The 13,898-nt window shown below is 74.7% G+C and carries 14 protein-coding genes; 6 read left to right on the top strand and 8 right to left on the bottom strand.

The window, feature by feature from the left end:
- The first annotated feature begins 111 nt into the window (after positions 1–111).
- The 4 genes from AB0P17_RS23855 to AB0P17_RS23840 all read left to right on the top strand — a co-directional run bounded on the left by AB0P17_RS23855 (position 112) and on the right by AB0P17_RS23840 (position 4,261).
- Positions 112–795 carry a hypothetical protein gene (locus AB0P17_RS23855; RefSeq protein WP_365813914.1) on the top strand — a complete coding sequence of 228 codons (684 nt, stop codon included), beginning with the start codon at positions 112–114 and terminating at the stop codon, positions 793–795.
- Positions 796–905: 110 nt separating this feature from the next.
- Positions 906–1,514: a copper resistance CopC family protein gene (locus AB0P17_RS23850; protein WP_365813913.1), complete on the top strand. Its 609-nt coding sequence runs from the start codon at positions 906–908 to the stop codon at positions 1,512–1,514.
- Positions 1,504–3,573, top strand: coding sequence for a cytochrome c oxidase assembly protein (locus AB0P17_RS23845; protein WP_365813912.1), 2,070 nt, complete (start codon positions 1,504–1,506; stop codon positions 3,571–3,573). Before AB0P17_RS23850 ends, AB0P17_RS23845 begins: the two co-directional genes overlap by 11 nt.
- Before the next feature lie 25 nt (positions 3,574–3,598).
- Entirely contained in the window at positions 3,599–4,261 is a 663-nt protein-coding gene (locus AB0P17_RS23840; protein WP_365813911.1) for a thioredoxin domain-containing protein, read from the top strand.
- A gap of 34 nt (positions 4,262–4,295) precedes the next feature.
- On the opposite strand, the gene AB0P17_RS23835 is transcribed toward AB0P17_RS23840, so the two are convergent.
- The 4 genes from AB0P17_RS23835 to AB0P17_RS23820 all read right to left on the bottom strand — a co-directional run bounded on the left by AB0P17_RS23835 (position 4,296) and on the right by AB0P17_RS23820 (position 7,469).
- Positions 4,296–5,132 (bottom strand): DUF1775 domain-containing protein, encoded by an 837-nt coding sequence (locus tag AB0P17_RS23835; protein WP_365813909.1) that lies wholly within the window; start codon positions 5,130–5,132, stop codon positions 4,296–4,298.
- A gap of 59 nt (positions 5,133–5,191) precedes the next feature.
- On the bottom strand, positions 5,192–6,037 hold the full coding sequence (locus tag AB0P17_RS23830; protein WP_365813908.1) for a hypothetical protein: 846 nt from the start codon (positions 6,035–6,037) through the stop codon (positions 5,192–5,194).
- Positions 6,038–6,144: 107 nt separating this feature from the next.
- The gene (locus AB0P17_RS23825; RefSeq protein ID WP_365813907.1) at positions 6,145–7,104 is read right to left on the bottom strand and encodes a M56 family metallopeptidase; all 960 of its coding nucleotides are present in this window, start codon (positions 7,102–7,104) and stop codon (positions 6,145–6,147) included.
- On the bottom strand, positions 7,101–7,469 hold the full coding sequence (locus AB0P17_RS23820; RefSeq protein WP_365813906.1) for a BlaI/MecI/CopY family transcriptional regulator: 369 nt from the start codon (positions 7,467–7,469) through the stop codon (positions 7,101–7,103). The genes AB0P17_RS23825 and AB0P17_RS23820 overlap by 4 nt, the downstream gene beginning before the upstream one ends.
- Before the next feature lie 270 nt (positions 7,470–7,739).
- On the opposite strand from AB0P17_RS23820, the gene AB0P17_RS23815 reads away from it, so the two are divergent.
- A complete protein-coding gene (locus AB0P17_RS23815; protein WP_365813905.1) occupies positions 7,740–8,777 on the top strand; it encodes an NlpC/P60 family protein in 1,038 nt (345 codons plus the stop codon).
- A gap of 124 nt (positions 8,778–8,901) precedes the next feature.
- Here the strand turns inward: AB0P17_RS23815 and AB0P17_RS23810 are convergent, their stop codons facing one another.
- The 3 genes from AB0P17_RS23810 to AB0P17_RS23800 form a co-directional block, all read right to left on the bottom strand.
- Positions 8,902–10,917 carry a heavy metal translocating P-type ATPase gene (locus tag AB0P17_RS23810; protein ID WP_365813904.1) on the bottom strand — a complete coding sequence of 672 codons (2,016 nt, stop codon included), beginning with the start codon at positions 10,915–10,917 and terminating at the stop codon, positions 8,902–8,904.
- A gap of 65 nt (positions 10,918–10,982) precedes the next feature.
- Entirely contained in the window at positions 10,983–12,263 is a 1,281-nt protein-coding gene (locus tag AB0P17_RS23805) for an MFS transporter (RefSeq protein WP_365813903.1), read from the bottom strand.
- A 130-nt stretch (positions 12,264–12,393) separates the two neighbouring features.
- Positions 12,394–12,741 carry a metalloregulator ArsR/SmtB family transcription factor gene (locus AB0P17_RS23800; RefSeq protein ID WP_365813902.1) on the bottom strand — a complete coding sequence of 116 codons (348 nt, stop codon included), beginning with the start codon at positions 12,739–12,741 and terminating at the stop codon, positions 12,394–12,396.
- An 81-nt stretch (positions 12,742–12,822) separates the two neighbouring features.
- Here AB0P17_RS23800 and AB0P17_RS23795 point away from each other — a divergent pair, with 81 nt between their 5' ends.
- Positions 12,823–13,203: a metalloregulator ArsR/SmtB family transcription factor gene (locus AB0P17_RS23795; RefSeq protein WP_365813900.1), complete on the top strand. Its 381-nt coding sequence runs from the start codon at positions 12,823–12,825 to the stop codon at positions 13,201–13,203.
- Positions 13,204–13,223: 20 nt separating this feature from the next.
- Here AB0P17_RS23795 and AB0P17_RS23790 read toward each other — a convergent pair whose 3' ends face one another.
- Positions 13,224–13,817: a TetR family transcriptional regulator gene (locus AB0P17_RS23790; protein WP_365813899.1), complete on the bottom strand. Its 594-nt coding sequence runs from the start codon at positions 13,815–13,817 to the stop codon at positions 13,224–13,226.
- Positions 13,818–13,898 lie beyond the last annotated feature (81 nt).

Genomic DNA, 13,898 nt, shown 5'->3' with positions numbered 1-13,898 from the left:
GGGAGAGCGGGACCGGCCCGGAGCCTCGCGCGGGGCTGTGGGTACGCTGCGAAGCACACCGGCACCGAGCTTCACCGCCGCCCGCTGCTGACGATCGAGAGCCACGCCGTCATGCGTCCCGCCCTTCCGGCCCGCCCCGGTCCCCCGGCCTCCGGGGTGCCGCGGGCTGTCCGGGCGGCCCTGCTCGCGGCCGCCTGCGTGCTGCTGCCGCTGGCCGGGCACCTGCTGGCGCAGGGGCACGCGCCCCAGTGGTGCGTGGACGGGGCCGTCGCCGCGGTCGCCGTGCTCGGCGCGGTCGGCCTCACCCGGAGACGGCTCTCCGATGCCCAGCTGCTGAGCGCGCTGGCGGCCGCGCAGGTGGCCTATCACGCCGCGTACTCCCTGCCGGGGGCGTGCGGGGTCGCTCCGGTCCCGGGTGCTCCGGCGCCCTCGGGCGGCGGGCTCTCCGGCGCCGTGGAGCACGCGGCCGCCGCCGGGCCCCCGCCCTGGGTCATGCTCACGGGGCACCTCGTGACCGTGGTGATCGCCGCCCGGCTGCTGGGCGTCACCGAGGCGTTGCTGTGGCGCGGCGAGTCCCTGATGGCCACCGCGTGGCAACTGCTGCTGTTCGTCTGGCCGTCGGTGCCCGGAGAGCGCCACGGGCCGGCGGTCGGGCACCGTGACACCACCGCCGCGCCGCGGCCCGCGCTGATCATCCGGCGGAACTCGGGGCGCGCGCCGCCCCGTTGGCGGCGCCCCGTGGTGCCGCCCGCCCTTCTCCCCCTTTCCGGGCCGACGCCCGCTCGTACGGCCTGACCGACCCACCCTGCCCTGACGGGCGGGTCGGCCAGGCCGTACGAGCGGGGGACGGCCGTCCCGTCCCGGCGAGCCGAGCCGCCCGCCGGTGGACAGAAAGCTCCTTCCCCATGCCTGTGATGAACCGGCGTGCCGCCCGTACGGCGGCGCGCGGCGCCGTGCTGCCCGCGGCGGCCGCCCTGCTCTGGACGGGCGCCACGCCCGCCGCCGCCCACACCGAACTGACCGGCGCCACCCCGGCCGAGGGCTCCTCGGTCGCCTCGCTCCCCGAGCGCGTACGGCTGACTTTCAGCGACCCGATGTCCCGGAAGTACGCCAAGGTGTCGCTCACCGGCCCCCGGGGCGCGGCCCTCGTCGGCGAGCCCGAGGTGGACGGCGAGGACGTCTCGGTCCGTCCGTCGCCCTCCTCCCCTCCCGGCCACTACCGGATCGGCTATCGCGTGGTCTCCGCCGACGGCCACCCCGTCTCGGGGGTGCTCTCCTTCACCGTGGCGGGGCCGCCGGTGACGGGGACGCCGGTGGCGGAGACTCCTGCGGCGGAGACTCCGGTGGCGGAGACTTCCGCGCCGGGGACTCCTGGGCCGGAGGCCGCCGCCCCGGCCGGGGGTTCCTCGGGCCGGGACACGCTGGTCGGTGCCGTCGGCGCGGTGGTCGTCTTCGGGTCCGGCTGGGCCGGGATGCGGCTCGCGCGGCGAAGGCGGGCCCGCCGTGCGCACTGATCACGTACCGACGGAGACAGAGGTAGGGGCAGGCGCAAGGGCAGAACCAGAGACAGGGGTACGGGTACGGCTGCCCGCGCTGTTCGGCGCCGGTGCCGCCGTGGCGGTGACCGCCGCGACGGCCGCGCTCTGGTTCGGCGGCGGCATCGCGCCGCCGGTGGCCGGGATTCCGGATGCCGGGAGGGTGACCGCGTACGGGCTCCCCGTGGCCAGGACCGTGCTGGACGCGGCGGCCGTCGCCACCGTGGGCGTGCTCCTGCTGATCGCGGTGCTGCTGCCCGGCCGTGAGGTCCGGCTCTCCGCCGCCCGGCGCCGGTACCTCCCGTGGGCCGCGCTCGCCGCCGCGGTGTGGGCCGCCGCTGCGGCCGTCACGCTGGTGTTCACCTTCTCCGACCTGGCCGCCCTGCCGGTCGGCGACGCCCTCTCCCCCGGCCCGCTGGCGGACTTCATCGCCACCGACGCTCGGGGACGCGCCTACGCCGCCGTGGTGGTCGCGGGCGCCACGCTCGCCGCGCTCGTCCCCGGGACGGGTACGGCGCGCGGCGCGTGGTGGGCCCTGGTGGCCGCCGTGGGCGCACTGCTGCCGCCCGCGTTCACCGGTCACTCCTCGGCGGCGCCCGACCACGACACGGCGGTCGCCGCCCTGGCCCTGCACCTGGCCGGTGTCGCCCTGTGGGCCGGCGGGCTGCTCTCCGTCCTCGTCGTGGCGGTACGGCGCGACCCCGCCGCGGCCGTCGCGGCCCGGCGCTTCAGCGTCCTGGCCGGCTGGGCCCTGCTGACGGTGGGCGCGAGCGGGCTGCTCAGCGCGGCGGTACGGCTGCCCTCCCCGGGCGCTCTCCTCACCGACCCGTACGGGGTGCTGGTCCTGGCCAAGGCGGTCGCCCTCGCCGCGCTCGGCTGGTGCGGGTGGCTGCACCGGCGCCGCACCCTCGGCCGGCTCGACGCGGGCGGCGCCGGCCCCTTCGTCCGGCTGGCCGCCGGTGAACTCCTGCTGATGGCCGCCGCGACGGGCCTCGCCGTGGGGCTCTCCCGTACCCCCACGCCCGGCGGCGGCAGCGGGGACGCACCGTACTCCGCCGCGCGGGAACTGCTCGGGTACGGCATGCCCGCGCCGCTCGGTGGCTTCCCGTGGACCCCGCTCTTCACCGCCTGGCGGTTCGACGTCGTGTTCGCGTTCGGGTGCGCGGCCCTGGCGCTGGCCTACCTGGCGGGCGTACGGAGACTGCGCCGGCGCGGCGACGCCTGGCCGGCCGGGCGGACGGTCTCCTGGCTGCTGGGGCTCGCGGTGACCGTCTTCACGACCATGGGCGGGCTGGCCACGTACGGCAAAGTGATGTTCAGCGTGCACATGGGCCAGCACATGATCCTGGCGATGACCGTGCCGATCCTGCTCGTGCTCGGCGCCCCGGTCACCCTGGCGCTGCGCGCCCTGCCCGCGGCGGGGAAGGGCGAACGGCGCGGGGTGCGGGAGGCGCTGCTCTCCCTGCTGCACAGCCGCTATCTGCGCGTCGTCTCCCATCCCGCCGTGGCGGGCGTGCTCTTCATCGGCAGCGCCTTCGCCGTCTACTACACGCCGCTGTTCGCCGTCCTGATGCGCAGCCACCTCGGGCATCTCGCGATGCAGGCGCATTTCCTCGTCACCGGGCTGCTCTTCTTCTGGGTGATCATCGGCATCGATCCGGGGCCGCGCAGGCCCCCGTACCTGGCGAAGCTGTTCGTGCTGATGCTGGCGATGCCGTTCCACTCCTGGTTCAGCATCTCGCTGATGAGCTCGGCCGACCTCGTCGGCGCGGAGTGGTGGACGGCGCTCGGCCGCACCTGGGGACCGTCGTTGGCGGACGACCAGTACAACGCCGGGGCCATCGCCTGGGCGACCGGCGACATCCCCGTCCTCATCACCACGATCATCCTCGCCGTGCAGTGGGTGCGCTCCGACGCCCGCGAGGCGCGGCGCGTCGACCGGACCATCGACCGCGGGGACGGCAAGGACCCGCTGACCGAGTACAACGCCTACCTCGCCGCGCTCCACGCACGGGACGCGCGGCGGCCCCCGTCATGACGCCCACCCCTGTTACGAGGTTCCCGTGAAGAAGCATGTCTACATCGCCCTGGTCATCGTGGCCGCCTTCGCCGCCGCCCTGGGCTCGTTCCTCGCCTTCCGCCCCGACGACCCCGCCAGGACCGGCGCGCTCGACCCCCGGCCCGCCGCGCAGGCCCAGTCGGTCCGCGCGGACAGCCACCGGCTCACCCGGCCCGAACGCAGCGAGCTGACCGTGGTGGAGTTCCTCGACTTCGAGTGCGAGGGGTGCGGAGCCGCGTACCCCGTCGTGGAGAGGCTCCGGGAGGAGTACGGCGACCGGGTCACCTTCGTCGCCCGCTACTTCCCGATGCCGGGCCACCGCAACGGCGAGCTCGCCGCGCGAACCGCCGAAGCGGCGGCCCGGCAGGGGAAGTTCGAGCCGATGTACCGCAAACTCTTCGCCACGCAGGCCGCGTGGGGCGAGGCGCAGGACTCCAAGAAGGAGACCTTCCGCGGTTACGCCGGTGAACTCGGCCTGGACATGGCCGAGTTCGACGCGGCGCTCGACTCGCCCGAGACCGCCGCCCGGGTCCGGGCCGACCAGCAGGACGGCCTGGGCCTGGGCGTGCAGGGCACCCCCACCTTCTTCGTCGGTGGGATCAAGGTGGCCACGCCGGGCTCCTACGAAGCCTTCAGGGAGCTCATCGAAGCCCGGCTGGCCGGGTGAACCCGGGCCCGCGACGCTTACTCCGCCGCGGGCCTTACTCCGCCGCGGACCGGCCGCGCCGCTTGAGCCACAGCAGGGCCCCGATGCCGAGGACCACGACCGCGGAGACGAGGCCGACGAGAAGTCCGGTCAGGGTGGCGGCGTTGTCGCCGTCATCGGCGGCGGCCTCGGCCCCTTCGGTCCCGTTCTCGTCCGCGTCCTCGGCCCCGTCCTCCGCCGGAGTGGCGGTGGGGGAGGGGGCGGAGGCCGTCGCGCTGGGGCTGGGGCTGGGGGGCGCGGCCGGACCGGGGTCGTCGCCGGCGCCCTGGTCGATCGGGGTGGCCCCCTCGGCGGCGGGCTTCAGTTCGAGGATCGGGGCGATGTTGTCGGGCTTCTCCTCGCCGGCCCGGGGCAGCTCGATCCACCGCGAGACCTCGCCGTCGCCGTAGGTCTCGATCGTCTTGAACGCCAGCGTCTTCGCGTCGGGCAACTGCTTGACGGTGACACTGTGTTCGGCGTCGGTTCCCGGGGCCAGGGCCGTACCGGCCACGTCGTAACCGTCCTCGGTACGGGTGAACTTCCAGCCCTTCGGGGCGCTCTTGAGGCTCACCGCGTCGACGGGAATGCCCTCGGGCAGCACCACCCGGAGCTTGGCGATGCCCGCCTCCGCGGACTCCGCCTCGGAGATGAACTCCAGTGTGACGTCCCGGGCGAGGGCGCGCGGGTCGGACGCGGTCACCTCGGCATGGGCCGCGGCGGTGGTGGCGGTGGCCAGCACCACGGCGGAGGCGGCGAGGAGGGCGGCACCCGCTCCGGACAGCCCGGACAGCCCGGAGAGCCGCACACGGGACGGATGGGAGGGCAAGCGGGAAGGCAGGCGGAAAGCGGTCATGGCAGGTCTCGTCTCTTGCTCTGCGGCGGGCACCCGGTCCACGGGTCCCGCCGGTCGGATCACTGGGCGGTCGTCGCACACACCAGTGGTCCGGGAGGCCCTCTGCGGACGAGGACATGAGCGAGCAGGGCGTCCGCCGGGGTCCCCGGCGCCGTGTCGAAGGGCGCGGGAGAGCGACGGCGCCCGGCGCGCGACGGGACCTTGCGGCACCGGCCGCGCGGCAGGCAGCGGGCCAGCGCCGCGCGGACCGCGCCCGCCAGCCGGCCGAGAACGACGGGAAGGGCGCGGAGGGCGGGGAGGGCCGGGAGCGCCGACAGCCGGGCGTCCGTGGCGTACAGCAGCACGGCCACGGCGACGGCCGCCAGCACATGCGCGAGAAGCATCGTCCCGTCGCCGACGGACAGGCCGTGGCCGCTCGCGGCGGCGGCCGGATGCCCCAGGCCGTGTCGCATGCCCGCCAGATGCCCGGCCGCCTCGGAGGCCCGAGCGGGCAGCGGGAACCCGGCCGCCGCCGAGGCCCTGGCGGGCCCGGAGGCTTCACCCGTCGCGGCGGCCGTACGCGCGGCGGCTGCCAGGATCTCGTGCGCGACCAGCTGGGCCGCGAACGTCGCCGCCAGCACGCCCGGCAGCGAGCGGCGCAGCCCCGCCCACGGCAGAGCGAGGGCGAACACCGCCAGGGCGGCGCCCAACAGCCCGCCCCAGGAGAGCGGTTCACCGGAGGCGACATGGTGCCCCACCACCGCGAGCCCGGTACCGGCCACCGTGAAGACACCGGCCCGCACCAGCCGCGTCCCGGCCCAGGCCCGCACCGGCCGCATCCCGGCCCAGGGGCACGCCGCGGCCGGGCGTCGGCGGCCCGGCGGGGCGTCCGCGCCGTACCCGTACGGGTGCTCGTGCTTCTCCACGCGGTGCCCACGTCTTCCGCTCGTCGTGTGCCGCGAGGCCCGGTCCCAGCGGGTACGGACGCGGGGCCCCGGCCGTTCACCGGAGGGCGGCCCGGCCCGGCCGGCGGTCAGAGAGTCGGCCCGCAGGTGAGCAGGAGCGGGAAGACCGGGGCCGCGACCGACGCCGCCACGATGGCGAGCCAGGCCACGCGGTGCGGCCTCGGCTGCGGGGCGAGGACCCGGCGTACCCGGATCAGCGCCCCGGGACCGCCCGCGCCCAGCGCGGACCGCGGCGCCCGGCCCGCCGCGACCTCGCACATCGCGGCGGCCAGCGTCTCCCGCGGGTGGCGGCGCAGCGCCCGGTCGTCCGCGACCATCTCCAGCAGCAGCGCGGTCTGTTCCCCGGCCCGCCGGGCGAGCGGGAGACCGGGGAACGCCCGGGCGAACGCGTCGGCCACCATGTGGAGGAGGTGGTGGCGGCCCGTGAGATGAGCCTGCTCGTGGGCGAGGACCGCGCGGAGCTGGGCGTCCGAGAGGACATCCAGCGCACCGCGCGTGACGACCACGCGCGGGCGGCGTCCGGGCAGGCAGTAGACGGCCGGTACGTCGTGGTCCACGACGGTGGCGCCGTACTCGGGGGCCGGCCTGCCGACGAGGGCGAGCAGATCGAGCCGGCGCTGCCGGGCCCGGCGTGAGCGCCACACCGTGCGCAGCAGCCAGCCCAGCGGAAGCAGCGCGACCGCCGCCGGGGCCAGGAGCGTCACGGCGTCCGCGGCCGGGGCCTCCGTGCCACCGGCGGATCCCGCCTCCGGGCCGCGCGGGGCACCGGAGGGAGCCGCGGCCGGGACGTCCGCCGCCACGCCGCAGATGCTGAGCAGCCCGACGAGGCCCTGGTGCACATGCTCCTCGGTGAGCACGAGGTGGTAGGCGGCCAGCGCGACGGAGACCACGAAGGTCACCATCAGCCCCTGCCAGGCCAGCACGGCGACGGCCGGGGCGCGGTGTGCCCAGCGCGCCCTCGCCAGACCGTACGGCGCCACGGCGCCCACCAGAACCGCGTATCCGGTCAGCGCCACGGCCGCGATCATGTCCCGCTCCGCCGCTTCGCCGTGCGCAGGGCCGCCCGCAGCGCGTCGGCCTCCTCCGGGGTGATCTGCTCCACGAAGCTGACGAGGGCGCCGGCCGGATCCGGGTTGCCGCCGAGGGCGTCCTGCATCAGGGCCGCCGTGTACTGCTGGCGCGTGCCGGTGGGTTCGTACACCCAGGCCCGGCCCTCCTTCTCGCGCCGGAGCATGCCCTTGCGGTAGAGGATGTCGGCCACGGTCTTGACCGTGCTGTAGGCGAGGGGCCGCTTCTTGTTGAGGTCGGTCAGCACGTCGCGCGCGGTCGCCGGCCGGCCCCAGGCCCACAGGCGGTGCATGATCTCCGCCTCCAGCTCGCCCAGTTGTCGCACGGCCGCTCCCCTTGTCCGTCGTCCCCTCGCTCCCCGGCCGTTCATCGTAGTCTCCGGGGCCGGACCGGCGGTCATGGCGTTTGATGCCAATCCGCTTAGCAGCACAGCCGGTTCCCGACCACCGCCGCCGTACGAATCCGTACGGAATCGAGCCGCGCATCGGTGTCAACGGCGGCCACACCACTCCCCCTTGGAACAGTAGAGCTAATCTGCTTAGTATTCCGACGGCCGAGTCGGATCGGAGTCAGAGAGAGAAGGAGCTGCCTCATCGTGGCGTCCCACCGCCGTCCCAAGCCGCAGCGCAATGCCTACGGAACGATGCTCACGGTCACCGCCACGGCCGCGGTCGCCCTGTCGGCGCAGTCCGCCTCGGCAGATCCCCTCCCGGACCCGAACAAGAAGGGCGTCAAGGCGCAGGTCGACCGCCTCTACGAAGAGGCCACGCAGGCGACCGAGAAGTACAGCGGCGCGAAGGAGAAGGCGGGCACCCTCCAGAAGGAGGTCGAGGTCCTCCAGGACACCGCCGCCCGCAAGCAGGAGGCCCTCAACGAGCTGCGGAACCGCATCGGCGGCATCGCCGCCGACCAGTACCGCAGCGGCGGCCTCGCCCCCTCCATGCAGCTCCTGCTCTCCTCCGACCCGGACGCCTATCTGGACCAGGCGACCCTCATGGACCAGCTCGGCGCCCGCGACGTGAGCGACCTCCAGAAGTTCCAGGTCCAGCAGCGCGAGGTGCAGCAGCAGCGCACGCAGGCCACCACGAAGCTCACGGAACTGCGGGACACGCGGGCCGAGTTGGGGCGCAAGAAGACGGAGATCCAGGGCAAGCTGGCCAAGGCTCAGCAGCTCCTCAACACGCTCAGCGCCAAGGAGCGGGCCAAGATCGCCCAGGAGGAGGACCGCGCCAACCGCGACAGCGCCCGCGCGGACCTCGGCAACGAGGCCAGCGCCTCCTCGCGCGGCGCCGCGGCGTTCGCCGCCGCCAAGAGCCGCGTCGGCATGCCGTACGTGTGGGGAGCCAGCGGGCCGGGGTCCTTCGACTGCTCCGGACTGACCTCGTGGGCCTTCAAGCAGGCCGGCGTCTCGCTCCCCCGCACCTCGCAGGACCAGGCCAACGCGGGGACCCGGATCAACTCCCTCGGGGACCTGAGGCCCGGCGACCTCATCATCATGCGCACCGACCTGAGCCATGTCGGCTTCTACGCGGGCAACGGCCAGATCCTCCACTCGCCGAAGCCCGGGGCGCAGGTCCGCTACGAGTCGATCGCGCGCAGCGGCATGCCGTTCATGTGGGGCGTGCGCATCTGACGCGCGGGCGCGCCTGAGGCGTACGTCTCCGAGGCGCACACGCCTCGGGGGCGTACGCGCGTCTCACGCCGTACGCCCCCGAGGCTCCGTCACATCACCTCACGTCAGCCCACATCACCTCACGTCAGCTCACGTCGGCCGCCCGGCGCCAGGCGGCCTCGCGCAGCAGACGCAGGCCGTTGAGGCCGACGATGACGGTGGACCCCTCGTGCCCGAGGACGCCGAGCGGCAGCGGCAGATGGCCGACCAGGTCCCAGACGACCAGGCCGGAGATGAACACGCCCGCGATGACCAGGTTCTGGATCACGAGACGGCGGGCCGCGCGGGAGAGCGCCACGACGGCGGGCACGGTGGCGAGTTCGTCCCGGACGATGACGGCGTCGGCGGTCTCCAGCGCGAGGTCGGAGCCGGCCCGCCCCATGGCGACGCCGGTGTGGGCGGCGGCCAGGGCAGGGGCGTCGTTGACCCCGTCGCCGACCACGAGCACCCGCTGCCCCGCCGCCTCCCGCTCGCGCACGGCGGCGACCTTGTCCTGGGGCAGCAGCCCGGCGCGTACGTCCGTGATGCCGACCTCGTCGGCGAGGCGGGCCGCGGCGCGCGGGTTGTCGCCGGTCAGCAGCGCCGGCGCGGTGCCGGTCAGGGTGGTGAGGGCGGCGACCGTGGCGGCGGCGCCGGGGCGCAGCCGGTCCGCGATGCCCAGCACCCCGACGGGACGGCCGTCGCACCGGACGAGGACCGCGGTACGGCCCCCCTCCTCCAGCTCCGCGACGACCGCGTCCGCCGCTTCCGTGTCCACCGCGCCGGCCGCTTCCGCCGCCACCGGGTCCACCGCGTCCGCCAGGAGCCGGGACGGGGCGCCGACCGCGACCGTACGGCCGTCGACGACTGCGGTCACCCCGACGCCCGGCGCGGAGGTGAAGTCCCGCGCGTCCGCGAGGTCCAGGCCGCGTTCGCGGGCGGCCCCGACGATCGCGCGGGCCAGCGGGTGCTCGCTGGGGTGTTCGGCCGCCGCGGCCAGGCCCAGCAGCTCGTCCTCGGAGAGCCCGGCGCCGGGCAGGGGGCGCAGGTCGGTGACGCGGGGGGTGCCTTCGGTGAGGGTGCCGGTCTTGTCCAGGGCCACCGCGTCGACCTGGCCGAGGCGTTCCATGACGACGGCGGACTTGACCAGCACACCGTGGCGCCCGGCGTTGGCGATGGCGGAGAGCAGCGGCGGCATGGTGGCCAGCACGACGGCGCACGGCGAGGCGACGATCATGAAGGTCATCGCCCGCAGCAGGGAGTCGGTCAGGTTCGCGCCGAAGCCGAGGGGGATCGCGAAGACGGCGAGGGTGGCGACGACGATGCCGACCGAGTAGCGCTGCTCGACCTTCTCGATGAAGAGCTGGGTCGGGGCCTTGGTCTCGGACGCCTCCTCGACCATCGCCACGATCCGGGCGATCACCGAGTCGGACGCGTCGCGCTCGACCGTGACCCGCAGGGCGCCGGTCCCGTTGAGGGTCCCGGCGAAGACCTCGTCCCCGGCCTCCTTCGGTACGGGCAGGGGCTCGCCGGTGATGGTGGCCTGGTCGACCTCGCTCGCCCCGTCGGCCACCCGGCCGTCGGCCCCGACGCGCTCACCGGGGCGAATGAGGATGGTGTCGCCGACCGCCAGGTCCTCGGTGGCGACCGTACGCTCCACTCCGTCGCCGTCCAGCCGGGTCGCGGTGGCGGGGGCGAGGTCGAGCAGTCCGCGTACGGAGTCGGCGGTGCGCGCGGTGGCCAGCGCCTCCAGCGCGCCGGACGTGGCGAAAATGACAATGAGCAGCGCGCCGTCCATGACCTGCCCGATGGAGGCCGCGCCGATCGCCGCGACGATCATCAGCAGGTCGACGTCGAGGGTCTTCTCCTTCAGCGCCAGCAGCCCCGCCCAGGCCGGCTCCCAGCCGCCGGTCACGTAGGCCGCCGCGTACAGCGGGCCCCAGCTCCAGGCGGGGGCGCCGGTCAGTTGCAGCGGGAGCGCGAGCAGGAAGAGCACCAGCGCCGCGGCGGCCCAGCGGGCCTCGGGCAGGGCGAGGACCCGCGGGCGGCGACGGGGCGCGGCCCCGCCGCGGCCGGCTGGGTCCTGGGCCGGGGTGGGGCGCTCGGCGAGGGTGGCGGACATACGGGTTCCTTCGGTGGGCGGCACGGGGTGACCAGCTCACCGTACAGGAAAGAATGAATACCTCTTCATTTATGCCGCACAGATACGGACGCGGGCCTCGACTCCCGTACGGGTACGGATGCGCGAGCGGGCCACAGGACGGCCGCGGCGAGGGCGGCGGCCAGCGCGACACCACCGAGGACCAGGGCGGTGACCGGCAGCCCCGCGCCCGCGCCGAGCCGGCCCGCGAGGGGATAGGTGAGCAGCCAGCAGCCGTGGGAGAGGGAGAACTGGGCGGCGAAGGCGGCGGGCAGCTCCGCGTCCGTGACGGAACGCCGGATCACCCGCCCGCCGGGGGTGAGGACGGCGGAACAGGCGGCGCCGATCGCCGCCCAGGCGGCCAGGACCGCGACCCAGCTCCCGGTGGTGGGCGCGGCGGCCCCGAGCGCGGCGACACCGGCGAGGATCACCGGCAGGGCGAAGGCAGCGGGCAGCATCACCGCGCGGTCACCAGCCCGCCGCAGCAGCCGGGGCAGGAACAGGGCGGTCAGCACGGAGCCCGCGCCGTACGCTCCGAGGGCGAGGGACAGGTCACCCGCGGGCCGATGGAAGTGGTCGCGTACGAGAACGACGGTGTTGACGAAGACGATCGCACCGCTCGCCGCGACCGCGAGATCGAGCGCGAGCAGCGCCCGCAGCCCGGGCACGGCCCGGAACAGCCGGACGCCGAGGAGCGCGTCGCCGCGAACGGCGCCCTTGCCGCGCACGACACCCGAGCGCCCGCGCACGGCGCCGGAACGTCCGGGCAAGACGACGGAGACCACAAGAACGGCGGAGGCGACAAAGCCGATCGCGGTGCCGACGAACAGCCGCCCCGAGGAGACCAGGACGAGCAGCCCGGCGGCGAGCGCCGGGCTGAACAGGCTCTCCAGGTCATAGGCGAGCCGGGAGAGCGACAGGGCCCGTGTGTAGTCGCGTTCGGCGGGCAGCACCTCGGGGATGACCGCCTGGAAGGTCGGCGTGAACACAGCCGACGCCGCCTGCAGCAGGAAGACCAGGACGTAGATCTGCCAGATCTGCCCGACGAAGGGCAGCGCCAGCGCGACGCACGCACGCGTGAGGTCGGCGCCCACCATCAGGGAGCGGCGGGACACCCGGGCGGCGAGGGCTCCGGCGAGCGGCGCGACGGCGACGTAGGCGACCATCTTGATCGCCAGCGCGGTGCCCAGCACGGCGGAGGCGCGGTCCCCCGCCCTGTCGTACGCGAGCAGGCCGAGCGCCACGGTGGCCAGACCGGTGCCGACCAGGGCGACGACCTGGGCGGCGAACAGGTGGCGGTAGGTGCGGTTACGCAGCACGGACAGCATCGGCCCCGTCCCGGATCGACGGCAGGAGACCTCAGCCATCATACCCAACATGTGCGCACCTGAGCACACGTTGGCCCCGGAACCACCCACCACGACACTTCCGCACAGCCCGGTACGGCCTCAGCCGTGGTCAGTCGTGGGCCGGCAGAGCACCGATCTGATGGTCGGCGACGCTCAGCGCCTCGTCGACGAGGCGGCGCAGATGACCGTGACGCAGGGAGTAGACAACGCGGCGGCCGTCCTTGCGGGCGGTCACCAGACCGGCGAGCCGGAGCTTGGCCAGGTGCTGGCTGACGGAGGGCCGGGCCGCGCCGCACGCCTCCGTGAGGGTGGTGACATCGGCCTCCCCCTGTCCCAGCCGCGCCAGCAGGGCGAGCCGCGTACGGTCCGCGAGCAGCGCCAGCACCGAGGCCGCGACCTCCAGCCGGTCACCGGCGGCCGCTTCCCCCGGATCCCGCGCCTCCCCTGCTTCTTGCACAGGGTGCGCACCTGCTACTCGCGGGCTCGTTGCCATGCACTCATCGTAGGACCACCACCGACCGGTCTATACGATGGGCGCATGGGACACGGAGCCGAGGAACGCGCCACGCGCACGGAGCACCTCGACGCGGAGTCCGCCGCCACCATCGCCGCCACCCTCCAGGCCCTGGCCACACCGTCCCGCCTGATGATCCTGACGCGCCTGCGGCAGAACCCCTGCGGTGTCACCGAACTCGCCGAAGCCGTCGCCATGGAGCAGTCGGCCGTCTCCCACCAACTGCGCCTCCTGCGCGCACTGGGCCTGGTCACCGGCGTACGCCAGGGCAGGCGCATCGTCTACAGCCTGTACGACAACCACGTGGCGCAGCTCCTCGACGAGGCCGTCTACCACATCGAGCACCTGCGCCTGGGCGCCCGCGACCTCCCCGTACGCCCCGCCCCCACCCGCGTAGAGCCCTAGAACCCTTCCACCCACCGGCCCTACCGAGGCGCGAAAGCGGCGAAGGCTTCGTCCAGGAGGCCGACGAGGTCCAGGTGGCCGTCGGACGCGATCCAGTGGTCCAGGGCGATGTCCAGACACTCCAGCGCCGCACCGGCCTTGACCGACAGAGCCACCGCGACAGGCCGTGGCGGGTCCGTGCGCTCGGCGAGGGCCCGCACCAGAAGCGGACGCCAGCGGTGCTGCTTCTCCCGCTGCCGTGAACACAGGGCCGGGGTACCCATGATGAGCCGGGCCGTGGCGAGCGCCTCGGTCGGGTCCCGCCGGTAGGACTCCATGAGAACGTCGAGCGAACGCCGCAGCGCCGTCCAGTCGCCCTCGTCGGAGGGGCGGGCGCGCAGGGCGTCGGCGAGCTGTTCGCCCTGGGCCTCGACGGCGCCGAGCACGGCGTCCTCCTTGGTACCGAAGTACCGCAGGAAGGTACTCCGGGACACGCCCGCCGCCGCGGCCAGGTCGCTGACGGTCACCCGGTCGAAGCCCTCGCGCCGGATCAGGCCGTAGGCCACCTGCGCCAGCTCCGACCGCACGGCAGCCCGTGCGATGTCCCTCGTCGTCGTACGCGGTCCTCCGTTCACCTCGCGATCCTATGGCTTCCGCGAGGGGTGTAGCCGGCTACACCCCTGGTTCGGGAGAGCACTCCCTCGTGGCGGCGACGG

Source organism: Streptomyces sp. NPDC088124 (assembly GCF_040685895.1).
Taxonomy (GTDB): domain Bacteria; phylum Actinomycetota; class Actinomycetes; order Streptomycetales; family Streptomycetaceae; genus Streptomyces.
The sequence above is the reverse complement of the archived record's forward strand: the minus strand, read 5'-3'. Positions and strand labels throughout refer to the sequence as shown.